The organism is Peloplasma aerotolerans (genome assembly GCF_030012175.1).
GTDB lineage: Bacteria > Bacillota_I > Bacilli_A > Acholeplasmatales > Acholeplasmataceae > Peloplasma > Peloplasma aerotolerans.
Map to the genome: position 1 here is coordinate 1 of NZ_JASCXW010000018.1, position 19794 is coordinate 19794.

Annotated in this window: 14 protein-coding genes and 1 tRNA gene; all 15 read right to left on the reverse strand. The window is 34.0% G+C overall.

What is annotated here, in order from left to right; all coding sequences use genetic code 11:
- Window positions 1-59 precede the first annotated feature (59 nt).
- The 15 genes from QJ521_RS06070 to QJ521_RS06140 all read right to left on the reverse strand — a co-directional run bounded on the left by QJ521_RS06070 (window position 60) and on the right by QJ521_RS06140 (window position 19784).
- Window positions 60-1124, reverse strand: a complete 1065-nt coding sequence (locus tag QJ521_RS06070; protein ID WP_282839551.1) for a hypothetical protein — start codon at window positions 1122-1124, stop codon at window positions 60-62.
- A 29-nt stretch (window positions 1125-1153) separates the two neighbouring features.
- Window positions 1154-1417, reverse strand: coding sequence for a hypothetical protein (locus tag QJ521_RS06075; RefSeq protein ID WP_282839552.1), 264 nt, complete (start codon window positions 1415-1417; stop codon window positions 1154-1156).
- A gap of 143 nt (window positions 1418-1560) precedes the next feature.
- Entirely contained in the window at window positions 1561-2367 is an 807-nt protein-coding gene (locus tag QJ521_RS06080) for a hypothetical protein (RefSeq protein ID WP_282839553.1), read from the reverse strand.
- A gap of 21 nt (window positions 2368-2388) precedes the next feature.
- Window positions 2389-2464: transfer RNA gene (locus QJ521_RS06085), tRNA-Thr, on the reverse strand.
- A 1-nt stretch (window position 2465) separates the two neighbouring features.
- Window positions 2466-3365, reverse strand: a complete 900-nt coding sequence (locus QJ521_RS06090; protein WP_282839554.1) for a diacylglycerol/lipid kinase family protein — start codon at window positions 3363-3365, stop codon at window positions 2466-2468.
- Window positions 3366-3459: 94 nt separating this feature from the next.
- Entirely contained in the window at window positions 3460-9114 is a 5655-nt protein-coding gene (locus QJ521_RS06095; protein ID WP_282839555.1) for an InlB B-repeat-containing protein, read from the reverse strand.
- Window positions 9115-9124: 10 nt separating this feature from the next.
- Window positions 9125-9589 carry a hypothetical protein gene (locus tag QJ521_RS06100; protein WP_282839556.1) on the reverse strand — a complete coding sequence of 155 codons (465 nt, stop codon included), beginning with the start codon at window positions 9587-9589 and terminating at the stop codon, window positions 9125-9127.
- A 4-nt stretch (window positions 9590-9593) separates the two neighbouring features.
- Window positions 9594-11369: a hypothetical protein gene (locus QJ521_RS06105; RefSeq protein WP_282839557.1), complete on the reverse strand. Its 1776-nt coding sequence runs from the start codon at window positions 11367-11369 to the stop codon at window positions 9594-9596.
- Window positions 11370-11371: 2 nt separating this feature from the next.
- The gene (locus QJ521_RS06110; protein ID WP_282839558.1) at window positions 11372-12247 is read right to left on the reverse strand and encodes a hypothetical protein; all 876 of its coding nucleotides are present in this window, start codon (window positions 12245-12247) and stop codon (window positions 11372-11374) included.
- A gap of 14 nt (window positions 12248-12261) precedes the next feature.
- Window positions 12262-13170: a carbohydrate ABC transporter permease gene (locus QJ521_RS06115; protein WP_282839559.1), complete on the reverse strand. Its 909-nt coding sequence runs from the start codon at window positions 13168-13170 to the stop codon at window positions 12262-12264.
- A gap of 12 nt (window positions 13171-13182) precedes the next feature.
- Window positions 13183-14064: a carbohydrate ABC transporter permease gene (locus tag QJ521_RS06120; protein WP_282839560.1), complete on the reverse strand. Its 882-nt coding sequence runs from the start codon at window positions 14062-14064 to the stop codon at window positions 13183-13185.
- Window positions 14065-14069: 5 nt separating this feature from the next.
- Window positions 14070-15395, reverse strand: coding sequence for an ABC transporter substrate-binding protein (locus QJ521_RS06125; RefSeq protein ID WP_282839561.1), 1326 nt, complete (start codon window positions 15393-15395; stop codon window positions 14070-14072).
- A gap of 12 nt (window positions 15396-15407) precedes the next feature.
- Entirely contained in the window at window positions 15408-16868 is a 1461-nt protein-coding gene (locus QJ521_RS06130; RefSeq protein WP_282839562.1) for a pectate lyase family protein, read from the reverse strand.
- Between the two features lie 221 nt (window positions 16869-17089).
- Window positions 17090-18460, reverse strand: coding sequence for a dihydrolipoyl dehydrogenase (gene lpdA / locus QJ521_RS06135; RefSeq protein ID WP_282839563.1), 1371 nt, complete (start codon window positions 18458-18460; stop codon window positions 17090-17092).
- Between the two features lie 10 nt (window positions 18461-18470).
- Entirely contained in the window at window positions 18471-19784 is a 1314-nt protein-coding gene (locus tag QJ521_RS06140; protein ID WP_282839564.1) for a dihydrolipoamide acetyltransferase family protein, read from the reverse strand.
- Window positions 19785-19794 lie beyond the last annotated feature (10 nt).

Sequence of the window (19794 nt, forward strand, 5' to 3'; positions counted from 1 at the left end):
AAATCAAAAAAAGACTAAATGACTTTAGTCCTTTATCGTGTTGAAATATTTCTTATAGATTAATTTAGCTCTATAATTTCTTTTTGCTGGATAGACCTTCTTTTATAATTAATTATCAACTTAAGATCATTAAATAAAATGAAAAGTCCAATAATGATCATCAGATAAATTGGTATGGAATATAACCAATAATTTTGGAAAATAAATACTGCTAAGAACCCAAAAACAACCCATGATGCAGGTAACACTATAGATATAACTAACAATGATTTTCTCATACTGAAAAGATTAAAGACGCTTCTACATATTACCCACATGTAAAAACAAAATGCTAACAAATGAATATAAAATACATGAATTGTGTATTCAATAGGTAGTAGATAAATCAGAGGGAATCCATTTGTGTTAGGATACTTATATAGTGTTGCAATACGAAGTGCATACATTACAAAAGGAATTGCTGTTATCATCCATAGACCATTATACAAAGATTTTTTCGATGTGTTTATCTCAATATGATCTCTATTCAGGAATATAAATATCATTACTCCAATAATTAATATACCACCTTGAACTGAGATCCAATATATTGATTGATATCCTAATATAAAATTCCAATAAATCAAACGATAAATAAATGTCATTAAAGCAATCATTAAAGAAGTGAATTTGAAGATTATCATTTTTCTTTTCGACAAATAATCTGAATGTCGAACGTAGACAATAAGCAGAACTAGAATTAAAACAATACTTAAAGGTTCTATTAATCTGATCATTACCTGCAAAATCCCAACATTAGGAATATTTAAAGCAGAGAATATATTATATCCAATTAAAAAACCAATTGCGATAAATACAAGTTCTTCTATTTTACATGACTCCATCTCTTTAGGATATGTAGCAACTATTAGCAAGGTATATATTGCTATCCAGTAAAAATTAGGTGATACGAAAAAACTGTACTCCATATAACTTGATAAGTGAGTGAGTAGCAATATAAAAAACTGGTTACGGCCCCAATTATTAATAATAAATAAGCGAGATGACATAAATACTCCTATAAATAATAACAACAGTCCTAATATAAGTAATATGACATGTGTATACTTGCGTATAAATTGCATATAGATCTCCTTTTTTATTTAATCAATACTCAACTTCTTTTTATTGACAACCCATTCAAACAAATAAGGAAGACAGCTAGAGGTAATCCATACAATTGAAATAATCCCCATGCAATGACTCCTAAAACTGGAGCAAGCTCTTCAAATGTATAGTTTTGCAAAATATCCAAAATATCTTGCCATTCGAAAGCACCAAAACCAAGGCTCATAAATAGACTGTTAACTGAAATCGTAAACAAAATCATTGTTACTAAGCTGATAATCATAAAAATAAACATGATTAGTTTTCTCATTTTTCTCCCCTTTTATATACTTGATTATGATGACATATTATATTTATAATCCATATAATTATAACATCAAACTTGAAATAATGAAGCTTTTTATAATAACTGAATTATTAACAAAAAATAACAAAAACACACCATAAAAACAACTATGGTGTATCCGGATACCCAGCTAGAGAACGATGTAATATTAATGCTTCTTCATTTGGAATTTGAATGGTTACAACTTCAACAGTATCATGTGAGTATGTCCCACTTAAACTATATGGATTAATAGTACCTGAAGATACTTCAATATCTTGCATTCCAGAAACACTAACACTAATTAAATTTAAATTATCATCAATCAAAAGTATAAATGTGAAATATGGATTGTTTAATACACCTAATTCTATAAGATTTGGTTCTATTAAACATAGTGTTTCATAATCCAAAACTATTTCTATTTGATGAAACTCAAAAATTTCATTGTACGTGATATTTAACAGTGACAAATCAACAGTAGAAAAGTCAGGTTTTAATCTGGGTATGAGCTTGTAGTTACTTTGATTGGAATCACTTTTTCTGTCATGTGATACGTACTCATGAACACTAAAAGATTCCTTAAACTCTTCATCTTGTTCATCAAATATAAATCTTTGCTGGTAAATATAATCATTATTCTGTGCGTCTTGGAAAAACCAGTCATTAACTCTTGTTTTATTTCCATCGACCAATCTGTCAGATTTATAAGTAATCATCACTTGATCATTTGCAAAGTCAACAAGCATTTCCGTATCATTTTCAATCATTGAGTTTTCATCATAATATCTATTTAAGCTAAGATGCCCCCAATAATACTCTGATTCATTTATTTTGAGATTCTCAAGAATCATCTCTGGTGTGTAACTTTTTTGACAGCCCATCGTAATTAATGTAATACTAACGATTAATAAAATATAATATGTTTTTTTCATATATCCCCCTAATGTTTTTTATGGTGCCGAAAATAGGATTCGAACCTACGACCTGCTGATTACGAGACAGTTACTCTACCATCTGAGTTATTTCGGCCTTAGAAATATCTTTTCTTTCTTTTCGGACTTGCAAAAACCTTGATAGCTTTTTTTTGTGTTTTAATGACGATATTACCTTTACATGCATATTCCCCATCGACATTCCATTCAACATTTGAACTTGTTTCTATTTCAAATTTGGACGATACCAAATGAATATCTTCTCTTAATTTTTTGCCACCTCGAATAAACGATGACAAAAGTCTAAATCTCCAAAATGATTTAGCTCTCTTAAAAAATCTTAACTCGAATAAACCATCATTAAGCTTTGATTCTGAGAAATTAACTAAGCTCATTCCACCAACTCGATTTGTGCTCAAACCAAGTATCATTACACATTCACAGGATAAATATTGATGATCGTATTTAACTTTGACTGGATAACGATAATCATGTGAGAAATCTTTCATTGCTTCAATCACATATGCGAAGTATCCGTATTTCTTAATATGTCTTCTTGTTACATCATAACTGATTCTGCTTAGAATTCCAGATGCTACAGTATACAAGAAATATCTTTCATTGAGTTGATTAACATCCATTTCAACTGGCTTTTCATTGAAGTATATTTTTAGTGATCTTTTAATATTTTTGTTGATGCCCAAAATAGCAGCAATATCATTTGCTGTCCCACTTGGCAGTAGACCTAAAATAGGTTTTTTTTCGGAATTCATCATACCGTTAAGTACTTCATTAACAGTGCCATCTCCACCTGCAACTAAAAAAACATCATAATGTTTTGATTCTATTGCTGAAACCTTTTCTAAATCTTTAGGCTCTTTTGATTCATAGATATCAATTTCATGATTTGTTTTACTGAATTCTTTGATGATCTTAGCTAGATTTGATTTAAAATTAGCTCTACCACTGACCGGATTATACATTAACAGAAATTTCATATGTTATTTGCCTCTTTGTGACATTTTATCATAGTTTAAAAATAAAAAAAAGAGTTGTGGAGCAAACACACAACTCTTTTATGTATATTTTGTCTTAACTTAATTCATAGAAGCTAGATACTGCATTGAATGTCCATAAATCACTACTTGTAATATTTGCTAAATTTGTAGTCCACCATGCATCATCTACTGTTGTAATGCTTGTATCAATGATATATTCAGCATCGACTACTTGTCTATTGAGTGTACCTACCACTGTGATATCTATCATGTAAATATTTGTTATATTTGCATTACGATCACCTGATACATGACCTACATTAGTGCTTGATGCATTAATAGTTCCAGTGAAAACGACATCTGATAAATTCATTGTCATACCATCAACACTAGGTCTACCTAATATACCAGCGACATATTGTCCACCATTAACGGTTGCACTAATCACAACTCGATTTACATTAAGGATTAATGCTGCACCACCTTTGACTTCACCATATAAGCCACCAGAACGGTTAGCTGCATTGACTTCTACATTACGAATTTCAACATCACTAATTGTTATTGCTGCCCCATCAGTTAAACCAATGAGTCCACCAGCAGCTGCACCAGCATTAGTAATTGTTGTGTTTTGAATCAATACATTTGATATTGTGATTTCAAATCCTGGTTTTGTGTAACCTAATAAACCACCAACACCATTTGAGTTGTTACCTGATACTGAAGAGTTGATAACTTTAACATTATGTATATTAACATTGTTTCCATCAACTTCACCTACTAATGTACCTGCTCTACCAGTAGATATTATTTCTACATTATCAAGTGTAAGATTAGTTATGGTTGCTCCATTAACTCTACTGAATAAACCTAAACGGTCTCCACCATTTATGGTTAAATTCATAATAGACTTTCCATTTCCATCAAGTGTTCTTGTAAAATTATAATTGACTGGAGTCCAATTATAGCCAGTAAAATCTAAATCATTTTCTAAATAATATGCTGATTCAGTTCCACCTGTTGTTGCAATCGTATAAAACTCTTCAATAGTTGTAATTGCTGTTCCAACTGGACCTTCATCTACAACTTCTTCCCATTTAGCATATAATGTGATATCTTCTGTAACGACATCTACATCAAAATCCCATAAGGTATCAAATGTTGCTTCTATAAACCAACCTTCAAATGTATAGCCAAATTTTGAAGGTTCCGCAGGTTCAGTTATCAATTCATTTTCTTCAACTTGAACTGGACTAACTGATGATCCACCATCAACATCAAATGTGACAGTATAATAAACCGCAGGTTCAACTGGATCCAATTCAGGAACTGTATATGCTAATTGATAGAACTCTTGAGCATTAATGCTCCATGAAGTGTGTTCACTTATAGCTGGTAAGTTTGTTTCCCACCATGTTTGATTTAAACCTGATAAATCTTCTAGGTCATATGCTGGGTCATTTGCAACACCGATTGTTCCAATAACAGCATCAGCTAGATGAGTAAATACATCTGTAAATACTGGTGTTGTATTATCGGCTGTACCTACACGGCCAAGTAATCCACTAGATTGTGATTGTGAACCGTTGTAAGTGATTTGTAGATCAACAAACATATTTGATGCAGTAAGTGAGCCTCTATTATAATAACCAACAAGTGCACCAGTTGCTCTACCAATGAGTTCTGAATTTTCAATAACGATACGATCTAATGTAACTACAGCTGCTATGTCATTAGTATAACCTAGGACAGCTCCAACACCAGAATCAGTATTATCATTAGCACTACTTGCTGTTGTGCCGTAAACATAGAAATCAGTAATATTAGTTTCTGCTAATACTTGACCTCCAAAGAACCCAACGTTCTTAGCTGTTGTTTCTAAAACTGTATCAACAATAACTATATGGTTAGCAGTAACTTTATTCGCTATTTGTCCAATTAAGCCACCAACGCCTTCATTTGCAGTACCGGTTGCTTTAGAGTTGATAATTGTAACATTTTCTAAAATTGCTGGATTGTTTTGTAATCTACCCGCAATAATACCGGTACGACCACCAGAATTAAGTACTTCTGTGTTGACGATGATTAAATCATAAATGGTTGCACCATCAATCATTTGGAAAATACCCATTCTTCCGGATCCAGTAATTGTGATATTTGAAACAACAAAACCATTACCATTTAATACGCCATTAAATGCAACACCATTTCCTGTTTGTGTCCATGGAACTCCAGTAAAGTCGATATCATTTTCTAAAATATAATGAGTACCACTTGTATCAATTGTCATTGCCATGAATTCTGAAGCTGTTGAAATTGATGTTGGGATAATTTCTTCCCACTTCGCAAATAATGTGATATCTTCAGTTACTGTATCAACATCAAAATCCCATAAGTTATCAAATGTTGCTTCTTTATACCAACCTTTAAATGTATAACCATCTTTTGTTGGGTCTGCTGGTTTAGTCGCTAAACCATCTTCAGCAACAACTTGCATTTCAACACTTGTTCCACCATCAACATCAAATGTTACATTGTATGTAACTTCAGGTATGATTTCCCATTTCGCATACAATGTAGTGTTTTGTGTAACAACATCAATATCAAAATTCCATAAGTTGTCGAATGTTGCTTCTTTATACCAACCTTCAAATGTATAACCATCTTTTGTTGGTTCTGCAGGTTCAGTAATCATAGAACCTTCATAAACACCTAATATGGGATCAACACTAGAACCTTCATCAACATCAAATGTGACATCGTATGTAGGTAATGCTTCATATTTCCCATAAAGCGTGACATCTTGTGTTACAACGTATCCTTCTGAAAGCGGAATTGTCATTTCACTATCTGTGAACCATCCAACAAAGTTGTATCCTTCAACAAGCGGTGCGCCGTAACTAAATGTTAAGCCTTCTCTAACTTGAATCACTTCTTGAGGTTGTGAAGCATTATAAATAAGTGTGACATCAAATGTAGGTCTAGCTGCGTCTTTATAGTTAGCTAAAGCATATGTGCTATTTGTATCAAATGTCCAAAGCGGATGATCAACAAATACCGGTAAGTTCGAGCTCCACCATGCTTGGTTTTCAGGTATTGCAATATTCGTTAAATTTTGAACTTGAGCATGCTCTACTGTACCAGTCAGTGATCCAAAGATATGTGTTTGATCAAGATATGATGCTTCATCATTCACACGTCCGATTAAACCAGCATGTGTGCGATCAGGATGTGTAAATGCAACTTGAACGTATGCATGATTAATAGTTGCACTACCAGGTAAACGATTGTATCCAATTAAAGCTCCACCCATAACAGCATTAACTGTTGAACCGACAATAACAACACGTTCAGCTTCAACAACTGAAGTTAATGAATCTCTAATATATCCTACAAATCCTCCAGCAGCTAAGTCTGTTCCGGTTGCTGTAGAAATGACTGTAACATTATTAACGTAGATATCTTTTGCGTCTAGTAAGCCACCATCAACACGTCCAACAACGCCACCAACATTCTTTTGACCTGTTGCTTGTACTGTTGAATCGATAATTGCTATATTACTAAGTTCTGTCTTGCGTGAAACTAAACCGATGACACCGCCAACACCATTAGAGTTTTCAGCAGTTACGGATGAATTCATGATAACAATATTCATGACGACGGAATCATTATTTTCAACACGACCAACTAATACACCGCCCCGTTCAACAGAAGTTATGGTTGCATTGTCAATAACTAAATCACGTACTGTCGCCCCGTTTAATCTAGGGAAAATACCTCCATAATTGCCACCTGTGCGGTTAATTGTAATATTGGATAAAGTATGACCATTACCATAAATCTTGCCTCTAATCGAAGCATTATGTTCTGGGAATACTAAACCTGTAAAATCGAGATCTGCAACAATTGCAAAGCTTGTATTAATAACACCACTACTATCTGGAGTCGTTAGTGTGATAAAGTCTTGTGCTGTTGCAATTTCAGTTACTGCCTCAAATATTAATGTATGAGAAACTATATTTGACTCACCAAATAAATCAACAACAAAATGTATAAATGTATTGTTTCCCACTTCTATATCTTCTATTAACGTTGAAATGCCTGTGATTTCAACAGACGTTCCTGCCATAATTGTTTCTACGGTTTCAGTTTCATTACTTGACAAGATATAATATAAATCTCCTTGTGGTTGAATGGTTGTAACAGTTATATCTGTTGTATTTTCTAAATATCCTACAACTGTCGATACCACTTGAGTAATCTCATTAGGATCACCTACTGCATAAACAATAACCTCTTGTGTTACAACTTTATTATCTAATGGATTATCTAGGTTTGTAAATGTATATGTTACAACATAATCTCCCGCAACACTAGTGTCAACTGGATTATCAATTGTAAGTGTATAATCTATATCTAGTATAAGTTCTCTTTGTGTACCATATAGATTTCTAACAACTGGTGCATCCACAGTGAATGTACCATCTTCTTCAACTGATACTGATGGTCTAATACCAGTAACTTCACCAATTTCTATAAGTTCAGTTGGTCTTGGCATTGCTTCTATGCGATTTGCTAAAATATTTGTTATGTAAGCAGGAGGTCTAAGTTCAGTCGTTGTTGAACTACCAGAACGAATGAATAGACTTTGTAAACTGGTTGTACCTGTGAATTCGACTGGTCCTGGAGTCATACTCATAAGTTGTCCATTATCTTCATAATAGAAAACTTCAAGTGTTTTATCTGCCAAATTGACTTCTGCTCTTAATGTATACCACTTATTGACTTCGATGTCTGTCTTCATTAATGGTCCATTATCTGTACGATAGAATAATGCAGCACCATCAACCCCAAATGCTACAACTGGAGATGATGAAGATGACTGAATATTAATCGGTGAACCATTTGATGTTGCAGTTTGCATCACATCAACTTCAATAATAACCAAATCATACGCATGTACAATAGGTGCTTCTATTTGCAACTCTAATAAAGCTTCAAGTTTTAATGCTTGAGAGCCACCAGGTATTGCTGCTGGTGCAGAATCAACAACAGTAAATATTGAGTTGCCGCTCTTACCAGAAACTGGTCCCCAAATCGTTGTTTGATCCAAAACATTGCCAAGCGGATAATTGAACGTTTCATTGATGATAGGTTCAGTTTCCTCTAGACTCGGTAATGCAATCACTGTTGCAGTAAATTCTTTTGTCCGTGTGACTGAGCCTTTTGATAGTGTTGCAGTAAGTGTTACAGTTTGATCGCCTTCCTCAAAAGTAGGTTGTGTAATCACACCATTGGCTGCAATGTATTCAGTCTTATCAATAACCCAACTGATATCTACACCTTGAACTGGATATGTTGTAGGTAATATCAAACGAGGTGAGCTATTTGTTAACGCAGATAAGTCTGGTAACGTTAGCCATGTATGAGTTGCATCAACCGCTTCTTGATCTGTTGGACCAGAAGGCTCATTCCATTTTGCATACAATGTAATGTCTGCCACTACAACATCTGTTGCAAAATTCCACTGGTTGGTTAACTCGCTGTCTTTAAACCAACCTCCAAATTCATAATTTGCTCTTGTAGGTGCTGTAGGTGCTGTGATTGTTGAATCTTTTTCAACATCTGTAATCGCAGCAACAGCAGAACCTCCATTTGATTCAAATGTAACAGTATATGTTCTACTGCCACAAGCAACCAAAACGAAAATGAGCAATAATGCACTAAACGTACTTAATATTTTTCTCATAAATCCTCCCTTATCCTAAATATTTATTACATGTATACCCTTCAGCAGGGGCTACAACGAATAACAATTTGGCTGTTCTAACTTGACCTTGGTAGGTCATTGTAACATCAATAACAATAGGCCAGTTATCATTTAAGTTCTCGAATTCTTCTTTTGCAATGCCTTGTTGATCTCTACTTTCAATCCAGCACTCGTTTGGTTGTGTGACAACGCCATTGTCATCAATAATATCCTTGTTTCTTGAGCTATATAAAATTTGTACACCTTGATACTCTGTTGGAAGATTTAGACTACCTGGTGTTCGAATAACCGTTTTTGTTTGATTAGACATCCCTGATAAATCTTCTGCTTCTATTAACAATCTAAAAATATCATAATTTTCTGAATCAGTTTCTGTTGGTTCTTCAGTTTGAGCACAAGCGATTAAACCAAATACCATAATGCTCAAAATGATACCTAATAATATTTTTTTCATATCATCACTCCCAATCATAAATCGTCTTAGTATAAATTCGATGTTGAGTATAACTTCGATCTTCAAGAACACCATCATCTGCGAGTAAGTACCCGTGAATATAACCTGAATCAGCTAAATAGAAAGGCATGCTAGAAGCTGGAATGCCTCGAATAACTGCATCTAATGTTAGTAAAGCAAGTGTATCTGGTTGATCTAAGCGACTGTACAACATGATTTCACTATCTACAAAGAATCCACGATGGAATTTTTCTCTTACGATGTTATTACCGATAGTTCGAGCAACCTCAAGGTATTCAACATTTTTTGTATAATCATAAAGTTCAACCATTGTCATTAGCGCAAATGGATCATCAATTGATGTATCGACATCAAGTCTAGGTTTTGCACCACCTAACTCACCAATATCTCCTAAACCAAATGTATAGACGATATCTCTAAAGTATGTCCATAGTTTAATTTGATCTTCAGGGTTTGGTGTTTGGACAATTGTTCTTAAAATCGGCAATAAATATGTTGTAGGCATTGACACATAATCAAGTCTCATATTCGACGGTCCAAAATAACCAACCTCGGGAACAACGTATCCATAAGTTACTGTTCCATCATTAAACATTGGAATGATTTTGTTTTGTCCATCAACACGAATGTAAGCATATTCTAGATAACCTTCTAGATAAATTCTTGCCCAATCGTTAAAGTGAGAAATATTATATCTATCAGCTGCTTCTAGCAACATCAAAACATTATCTACATATACTGCCTGTGTATTTTTCCAAGCTACAAAAGATTCTCTAGCAATTGGACCAAAATCTCTAAACTGACGTGCAACTCGATCACCACAACCAGAATTTGTATACGCTGGATCAGCACATTCTAATGGTGATCTTGTAACAGCTGTTGACTTATATTGATATACGGTCATTCCAGTATTCGGATCTGATGCTAAATTATATTGACGCATTAAATATTCTGCCCAAGCTGCAGGAATTGGATCTCCTGTATGATTCGCAAGTGTAAATGCTGCATATGCTAAATCAGTTGCTGAATTAACAAATGGGAGTAGACCTGGTGAATCTGAAGGTATGATTGGCATACCATCTTCATCAAATGTTACAACATCAGGTGGAATTGTTTGACCAAATACATTTGAATCAAAGGCTGTACTATACGAACCATGTCGATTCATATCAGTCGTGCTCCAATAGAAATGGGCAGTCCATAGTTGACGCATAAACTTTAAAGTTGCTTCTTCATTAACTTCTAATAGAAGCTCATAATAAGGCATCATGTTTTTAAGTTCATGCGGCCCATTTGGACCTTCAAAGGATTGAACCTCCAAATTATCGAGATCAATTGCACGATGCCCACCCCAATGAAACAGACCATTGACATTTTGAAAATCTCTCATAAACTCATCCAATATTTCAACTGCCTCATCCTTATATTTAGGGCTTCCTGTTACATTAGATAACGCCACTAAAGTTCTAAAGAAGTTTTGTTGATTTGCTAAATTTGCATAAGGTACTTCTGCTCGATTAGGAAATGTCCATCGAGCTGGTTCACCTGTTAAAGTATTAATTGCATCAGGTAATAATTTTGTATTTGTATTATATTCATGTCCATATTTCAGGACATTTTCAACATGCTGAATCACAGCATGTAATCTTTGATAATCACTATCAGTATAGACAACACCATGTTGTGATGCTTGAACTTCAAAAGATGGTGCTAAGTACACTGTAAAGATAATAAGTATTGATAAGATTATCTTTTTCATTCTTATTCACCTTTCCTTTCGACAATTACATCATCTAAATATGCCCAACCAGGAAGGTTTTGCATCATCGTGACTCTTACAACATTAGGTACCATGATTTCTCCACTTGCTACCGCATTAACACGATTGCTAATATGAAACTCATCTGTATGTAATAGAATTTCATTTTCTCCATCTAAATGATATGCAGCAACCATATTTTCACTTGCATCCCATATAAACTTAAATCGATACCAAATACCTTTTGTCAAAGTTAAAGATGTGTTATAAATATCTCCACCATCTCCATTACCTGAATAATAGAAAAATGGACCTCCGACTCTAATTGTAACTGCCATATTCGAACCAATTTGGACACCTATTACATTAACTGCACCAGTTGCGACACCGACGTTAACTCCACTAGATGTTTCTTCTTCTGGAATCATAATAGAAGCATATGCAACACCTTTACGATCAATATCTAAGTTAAACTTAGTTGTAAAAATGAAAGATGGTTTGGTGATATTTGTTGATTGGGGGTAAGGTGGTGTGTTTCTACCATCAGAATACATGCGAACAAAACGATTACCACCATCTTCTTCACCAATAATGGTACGAACACCATTAATTGCATACTCTTCATTACGATACAATAACCAATTTCTTGGCATGCTTCCAACATTTTCACTATCGAATGTTTCACTAATCAAATACTCTTGAGGAATTGGAGAGATGTGATTTAAGTCTTCTGCAGGTATATAGCAACCTTCACCGAGTGGATTATCTTTGCAGATGTAATCTTCTATAATGGTAGGATCACTGGTGATTGGTATTTCAGTACAAGCACTTAATATAAAGATTAAAATGAACAATAAAGATATAGTATATTTTTTCATAATCGACCTCTTTTCTATCCTTTAATTGCTGAATCTGCATCATTTCCAACAAAATACTTCTGTGCTCCAAAGAAGATCAATATGAGTACAGAAACAGAAACGATGGATCTTGCAAACACATGTGCATATGTGTTGGTTGAATCAAGCCCAAGGAGTTGTAGGACTATAGGTAATGGGTATGTTGAGACATGCCCCCGATAAATAAGTGGTCCTTGGAAATCATTAAACTGTGAAATAAACATAAGTAAACCAACAGTAATAACAATTGGTTTTAATATTGGCATTAAAACGTAAAACAATACTTGAAACTTGTTTGCTCCATCCATATAAGCAGCTTCATCAAGATCTCTAGGAATTGTTCTAAAAAATTGAATAAACATGAAGATTGAGAATGAATTGACTGCGAATAATGAACCAGCCCATAACGGTAGATATGCAGTAAATGCCAAACGACTACCATCCCATAAGTTGACAATACCTGGACTTGTCCAAAATGCATAAAGGGGAATTCTAAAAATTGTAGCTGGCATCAATAATGTCCCAATAATAAGAGCAAACACTATTTTCTTACCTTTAAAATGCATTCTAGTAATAACATATGCTGTAATCAAACATGAGAATGTGCCAAATAAAACGTACGGAATTGTATACTGCAAAGTATTTGACAATGCTCTAAGTAATGAATAACCTTGTGCAGAACCCCATCCAGGGGCACTAAAAGCTGCTTGCCATCCAATAAGTGAAAAATCTTGAGGAATAAATGAAAATGATGGTATAGCACTACGGTCAAATGAAGCTCCGATAATCCATATAAGAGGATATAACATAATAATTGCTGCAAGTATGATTACCGTATACTTAATAACAGATTTTACATCACTTTTAAGACGGTGATTTCTAATTCTTTTTTGAGTTTCAGTCATGTCATCACCCTCCTAATCTTGATAGTGAACCCAATATCTTGATGATCTAAATATAAGGACAGTGAACACCATGATAATTAAGAATAATACCCATGACATTGCTGCACCTAAATTAAGATTACCTTGATAGAAGGCTACATTATAAATCAACAAGTTAATAACATTCGTTGATCTTGCTGGGCCACCTTGAGTAATCAAGTATGGTCCGTTGAAAATTTGGAATGTTTCAACTAAACGCATAACTGCGTTAAATAAAATAATAGGAGTAATCATTGGCAATGTGATTGCAAAAAACTGTCTGAACTTACCAGCTCCATCAATCGTTGCTGCTTCATATAGCGACTCAGGGACATTTTTAAGTGCATTCAAGAAGATTAACATTGTTGATCCAAATTGCCATACACGTAGGGTAATAATACTTGTCATTGCCCCAGCTGAAGTTCCTAACCACTGAACAGGACCAAGTCCGAATAGACCAATAATTTGATTAATAAGTCCCTCGTCTTGGAAAATAAAACGCCATAACAATATAATCGCAACATTTGTTCCTAAAACGGTTGGTATATAAAATGCTGTTCTAAAAAACCCTATACCTCTAAGTTTTAGAGCTAATACATAAGCAACAAAAAGCGATACGATTAAAATCAGGGGTACTGTGACAAACACGTAAATGAATGTGGTACCTAGTGATTGAACGAATTCTTCACCAATCGGATCCACTGTGTTAAAAATTTGAACAAAGTTATCAAATCCAACAAAAACTGAATTTCTTCCTTGAGTTCTAAATAAACTCATAATAAACGAATTAATAAAGGGATATAACTTAAATAATATAAACCCAATAATCCATGGTCCTAACAGGACATATGGAACCCATTTCTTTTCACCTACCATGATGACTATCCAATAACTTTCGCAAGTTCAGTGTCAAATCTATTGATGATGTTTTGAGCAGCCTGTACGGCTGTTATACGATTTAACAAGAAATTTTCGATAGGTTGTTCGTAAATTGCTCTAAATGTTGCATGTTCATAATATGGATGAATATAAAGATTAATATCGTTTTCAATTTGTGTTTGATAGAAAGTTTGAACAGTTTCATGTCCTTTCCATTCTAGTGTTTGTGTAAAGTCTTTTGATGTTGCTGTTCTTAATAAGTCCTGTGCTAGAGAGTGATTTGTCACACCACGGTCAACACCTAAAATTTCAAGCGCTTCAGGATCAGTTGTCATGAACTCAATAAATGTGCGCACTGCTTCTTTTTTAGCATCAGATTCTTCAACACGTTTAGAAACTGCATAAGCCATAGAGACCTTCTTATACATACCATAATTTGTATTTTCATTAGCTGTTTGTTGGAACATACCTACAGCAACAAGACTTTGACCTTGGTTTGGTAATGTATTTTGGTATTCAGAAATTGCAGTGTTCCAAGTTACAACACCACCATAACGTTGACTTGTCCAGTTAGGATTAGTTGGACCATCATTATGCGTATCAGTCACATTCGAGGAAATTAATACACCTGAACTTCTTAAATCACTTATAAAATTGAATGCATCAATGAGTTCTGCTTGTGTGAAGTTTAGTGTGTTATTTTCTGAAATAACGTTTTTGCCGGTTTTTTGTGATAACCAGGTGAACATCAATATGGCAGCTTGTTGAGCATCTAAGCGGCCTATTGCATAACGTCCAGGAAATGCACTAGAAATCTGTTGACCAGCATTCATTAAATCATCCCAAGTTTTGATTTCGTTAATATCAAGATCTACTAAATCATAAACATTTTTGTTCAAATAAAAGATATATCCTGTTTCCGATACTGATAAACCTAAAACTTTACCATTAATAGATAGTGGTGTATGTTCATTTGGTGGATAGTGAGATAAATCTAAACCTAATTCTGTAATATCCATAAAATAATCTTCACCATACATTGAATAGATCCAGTTATAGTTCACTTGAAATACATCTGCTTCAGTTCCACGGTTTAGTCTGTTGTTAAGGGTGGTTTGATATCCAGACCAAGGAGCTTGGTCAGGTTCCACTTTATATTGTGGATATCTTTCTTCAAATAGTTCTATTGCTTGATAGGTTGCGATATTTCGATCTGATGTGCCCCACCATGAAAATGAAATCGTAGATTCGTCATCTACTCTTCCTCCGCAAGATATAAGTATAATTGATACAATTAATAGAATTACTGCTAATAACATTTTTTTCATAATTTTGCTCCTTTAGTGTAAATTTGTGTCAATATATAACCAATCAAAATCATTAATAACTTGACGACCTGTTGGATAAATTGAAAATGTTTCTGGTAAAAAATAGACATCATTGAGTGTATATTGATATGGTATTTCTTCATAATTTCTCAATTGAAAGCCTATGGCTGGTTCTGGATTCGTGTGAACCCATAAAGAATTGAAGTCAGTTGAACTTCCAAAATATGTTCTATGACTTAAAACCAACTCGCTATTCCGTACTAAATAACTTCCCGTATATTTAGAATCTGGATTAGAGTCCTGATGATTTTTGATCGGAGTTGTTATGTATTTGAATATACTGTGTTCCATGAATATTGCACCTTGTTCTGTAGGTACTAATCCCTGATTAACAAACCCAAGACTTGTATTCGAATATTTACTTCTAAGGTTTAAAACATCTTGATTGTCAACAATAATATGATATATATGGACATCACCTTTTCTAAGTCTTGGCATTCTATCCATTAAGTTAAATACTTCTAAATGATGAAATGTCATCGTAATCGTCTCAAAACCTTCACCATCAGTTGTATTGCCTAAATTGAATCCTTTTTTCTGAAAACTAGAATATATAACTAAGTCTTCAGCTGTTATCCCTTGTTCTCTTAAACTTTTGTAGTAAGGGTTGTCCTCAATGTTTTCTTCTAAATATTCGATTTGAGCTTTAATAAAGTCATTGGGCATAAAATTTAATTTAGACCATGATAAGGTCATGTTTTCACTATGTTCTTTTGCGTCGATGATTCCATCATAGGCTTGATTAAATGTTAAGTGGTCAAACCAAATACCGTTAGATTTTTCAACTGTAAAATAATCCCAGTCGTTACGGTTGTATCCACCTTGCCCAAACTCATCCCATTCCCATAAATCTGCAAACTCTAAATTTCTAATAACGATGTTTGTTGAACCATCTATAAGAAATGATGCATGTCTAATTGTTGAACCATTCTTAGAGAAAATGGTTAAGTTATCTCTTAAAACAATTCTAACAAGTCCAACACCTGTTTCTTTTAGAATTGGGTGAAGAAGAGGTTGTCTAGAGTGTGCTCGATATACAGGTCGATAGTCCTCTAGATTTAATTGTTGATCTTCAAGCATATTTCTTACTTCAATAGAACCAAGGTTTAAATCATTTTTTATTTCAATGATTTTTGTATCTTGATCCATTAATGCATTAAGAAACTCAACTTCGTTTTCCACTTCATAGTATCCTTGATCAATGTTTGATCTATTTGTCACTATAAGCGAAGAAAAGCCAAATGAGTTCTCAAATAGCGATAAATCAAGTGGTGTCTCATTTGGTTGCGAGTCGATGGGTTCTGTAGGTATACTTGGTGTGATAGTTGGTTCTTCCGTTGGCAGCTTTCCCTCACACCCGGTAAGTATGATAACTGTCATCAAGAAGACAATCGTTACGATTAATTGTTTCATCATACATCTCTCCAAAGTGTCTGTATATACGGACGCTGTTTACACAATATATTATATCATAGATATCTATCGGATGTCAACGCTTTCATATGTATTCATGTCGTGTTGAATTTATATAGATTTTAGGAAACCGATATTCTATATCCATGCTTTTAAATCTCTTTTAAAATTAAAAAAACATTCAACCTGTGAACTGAATCACAATTGAATGTTTAGTTATTTTACATATGAATTGGCTTATCAACTGCGCCATGTGCAGCTTCCATAACGATTTCAGATAACGTAGGATGCGGGTGAATTGTTTTAGCAATCTCAAACGCTGTTCCCTCAAGCTCCATCGTTACACCTATCTCAGCAATTAAATCTGATGCATTATATGCTAAAATGTGTGTCCCAATTATTTCTTTATACTTTTCACTTACAATCATTTTGATTAAACCATCTTTTTCATTGTCAGCAAGTGATTTACCATTTCCAGCAAGTGGGAATGTTGATACTTTATATTTTAATCCTTTTTCTTTAGCTTCTTTTTCTGTTAATCCAATAGTTGCAATCTCTGGAGATCCATAGACTGCATTTGGTACACGATCATAACGCATTGATGCTTTATGACCCATAATATGTTCAGCAGCAACAATGCCTTCTGCTGAAGCGACATGTGCCAACATATATTTGCCATTAACGTCACCAATTGCGTATACATGATCAACACTTGTTTTCATGTGTTCATCTGTAACAATAGCATTTCGGTCCATTTTAAGATTTAGTGATTCTAACCCTTGCGAATTAGGCTTCATGCCTACTGATACTAAAATTGTATCTGCTTTAATTTTTTGATCTTTACCATCAAACGAGTAGGTAACTTCATGGTCTTTGACAGCTTTAACTTCAGCACCTGTAAAGATTTCAATGCCTTCTTTTTTAAGTACTTTGACATAAGCATTACGAATATCATCATCAATGGTTATTAAGATGTTATCCATTTTTTCTATAATCGTAACTTTTGATCCAAGTGCAGAAAAGATTGTTGCAAATTCAACACCGATAACTCCACCACCAATAACGACAAGTGATTTAGGTGCTTCTTTGATTTGTAATAACTCTTTATAGGTTACAGCAATTTCTTTTTCATATGCATCTTTTAAACCAGTAATTGGTGGAATAATTGGGCTTGCGCCTGTTGCGATTACTAAATTTTTAGTTTCATATGTTTCATCACCAACTTCTACTTTAGTTGGACTTAACACTTTACCAAATCCTTTAATGACATTCACACCATTTTTCTTTAATAGTGCTGATACACCTGTTGTCAAACGTTTAACGACTTGGTTTTTTCTTTTTAACATTTGAGTCCAATCAAAACTGATTTCACCATCAACAATAACACCATAATCTAGTGCATGTTGAATCGTTTTGTAGACTTTTGCGTTTTTTAACAATGTCTTAGTTGGTATACACCCATGATTCAAACAGATGCCACCAACATCTTCTTTCTCAATTAGGGCGACCTTAGCACCTAGTTGAGCTGCTTTAATAGCTGCAACATAACCACCTGGTCCACTACCTAAAATGATGATATCATATGTCTTCATTTTAATCACCTCAACTTAATAGTAACATCATCGGGTCATTTAATAAAGACTTAATTTTATTTAAAAATCTACCTGCTTCTGCTCCATCAATCACACGATGATCTACAGCGAGTGATAGTGGCAATGTATAAGCGGCTTTGATTTCTCCGTTTTCTACAATAGGTTTTTGTTCGATTTTACCTATACCCAAAATACCAACTTCTGGATGGTTAATAATTGGAGTTCCGTAAGCTACATCTGCAGCACCGAAATTGGTGATAGAAAATGTTGTGTTTTGCAATTGAGAAAGTTGTATTTTTCTTGCTACAGTTTTATCTGCAACATCTCTAATTTCTTTTGCAAGTTCAAGAATACTCATTTGGTCTGCATCTTTAATATTGGGTACAATTAAACCATCTGGTGTATCGACAGCCATACCTAGATTAATATATTTCTTGTAAATCATACGATCGTTTTCTTGATCAAAACTAGCATTGAAATTCGGGAACTCTTTAAGTGCTAATACAGTTGCTTTCATCACGAATGCCATGTAAGTTAACTTAATATCTTGAGCAGCTGCTTGCCCCTTTACCTTGTTTCTTAATTCAACAAGCTTATCAACAACAACTTCATCCATTAATACTGTATGTGGAATAATTTGCTTTGACAATGTCATTGATTTAACAATTGCTTTTCTAAGTTTAGATATTTCCACATATTCAACATCACCTTGTGCTGAAACAGTAACTTTTTGTTGTTGTCCTGAACTGCTAGATGAAGCCATTTTTTGGATGTCTTCTTTTAATACTCTTCCGTTTTCGCCAGTACCTTTAACTTTTTGGATATCAACGTTTAAGTCTTTAGCCATTTGTCTTGCAACTGGTGTAGCTAATACTTTTTTTGATTCTGAAGCATCAGATGATTCATTAGATTCATCACTTGCTTCCATTAAGTCTTCGGATACATCAATAGATCCAATGACACCTGGAGCAGCTTTACTTTCAGATACTTTTCCATCATCTTTATCTTCATCGTCTTCATCATCTTTTGTTTCTTTTTTAGTTTCTTTTTTCTCTTCTTTTTTAGTTTCTTCCTCAGGTTCATCTCCAGATCCATCATCGATAATGACAATTGTTTCACCAACATTAATGGTTTCTCCTTCTTGAGCACCTAATTTTTTAATAACGCCATTAACAGGTGAAGGTAGTTCAGCATTAACTTTATCTGTTTCAACAACAACTAAAGTTTCCCCTTCTTCTACCTTATCACCAACTTTGAAGTTCCATTTTAAAATCTTACCTTCATGAATACCTTCACCGACGTCAGCAAATTTAAAATCATACATAGTTTGACCT

What these genes read in the sequence shown, in the direction of transcription:
- QJ521_RS06070 (WP_282839551.1), bottom strand. Translation starts at nt 1,124, where the DNA reads ATGCAATTTATACGCAAGTATACACATGTCATATTACTTATATTAGGA.
- QJ521_RS06075 (WP_282839552.1), bottom strand. Translation starts at nt 1,417, where the DNA reads ATGAGAAAACTAATCATGTTTATTTTTATGATTATCAGCTTAGTAACA.
- QJ521_RS06080 (WP_282839553.1), bottom strand. Translation starts at nt 2,367, where the DNA reads ATGAAAAAAACATATTATATTTTATTAATCGTTAGTATTACATTAATT.
- QJ521_RS06090 (WP_282839554.1), bottom strand. Translation starts at nt 3,365, where the DNA reads ATGAAATTTCTGTTAATGTATAATCCGGTCAGTGGTAGAGCTAATTTT.
- QJ521_RS06095 (WP_282839555.1), bottom strand. Translation starts at nt 9,114, where the DNA reads ATGAGAAAAATATTAAGTACGTTTAGTGCATTATTGCTCATTTTCGTT.
- QJ521_RS06100 (WP_282839556.1), bottom strand. Translation starts at nt 9,589, where the DNA reads ATGAAAAAAATATTATTAGGTATCATTTTGAGCATTATGGTATTTGGT.
- QJ521_RS06105 (WP_282839557.1), bottom strand. Translation starts at nt 11,369, where the DNA reads ATGAAAAAGATAATCTTATCAATACTTATTATCTTTACAGTGTACTTA.
- QJ521_RS06110 (WP_282839558.1), bottom strand. Translation starts at nt 12,247, where the DNA reads ATGAAAAAATATACTATATCTTTATTGTTCATTTTAATCTTTATATTA.
- QJ521_RS06115 (WP_282839559.1), bottom strand. Translation starts at nt 13,170, where the DNA reads ATGACTGAAACTCAAAAAAGAATTAGAAATCACCGTCTTAAAAGTGAT.
- QJ521_RS06120 (WP_282839560.1), bottom strand. Translation starts at nt 14,064, where the DNA reads ATGGTAGGTGAAAAGAAATGGGTTCCATATGTCCTGTTAGGACCATGG.
- QJ521_RS06125 (WP_282839561.1), bottom strand. Translation starts at nt 15,395, where the DNA reads ATGAAAAAAATGTTATTAGCAGTAATTCTATTAATTGTATCAATTATA.
- QJ521_RS06130 (WP_282839562.1), bottom strand. Translation starts at nt 16,868, where the DNA reads ATGAAACAATTAATCGTAACGATTGTCTTCTTGATGACAGTTATCATA.
- lpdA (WP_282839563.1), bottom strand. Translation starts at nt 18,460, where the DNA reads ATGAAGACATATGATATCATCATTTTAGGTAGTGGACCAGGTGGTTAT.
- QJ521_RS06140 (WP_282839564.1), bottom strand. Translation starts at nt 19,784, where the DNA reads ATGTATGATTTTAAATTTGCTGACGTCGGTGAAGGTATTCATGAAGGT.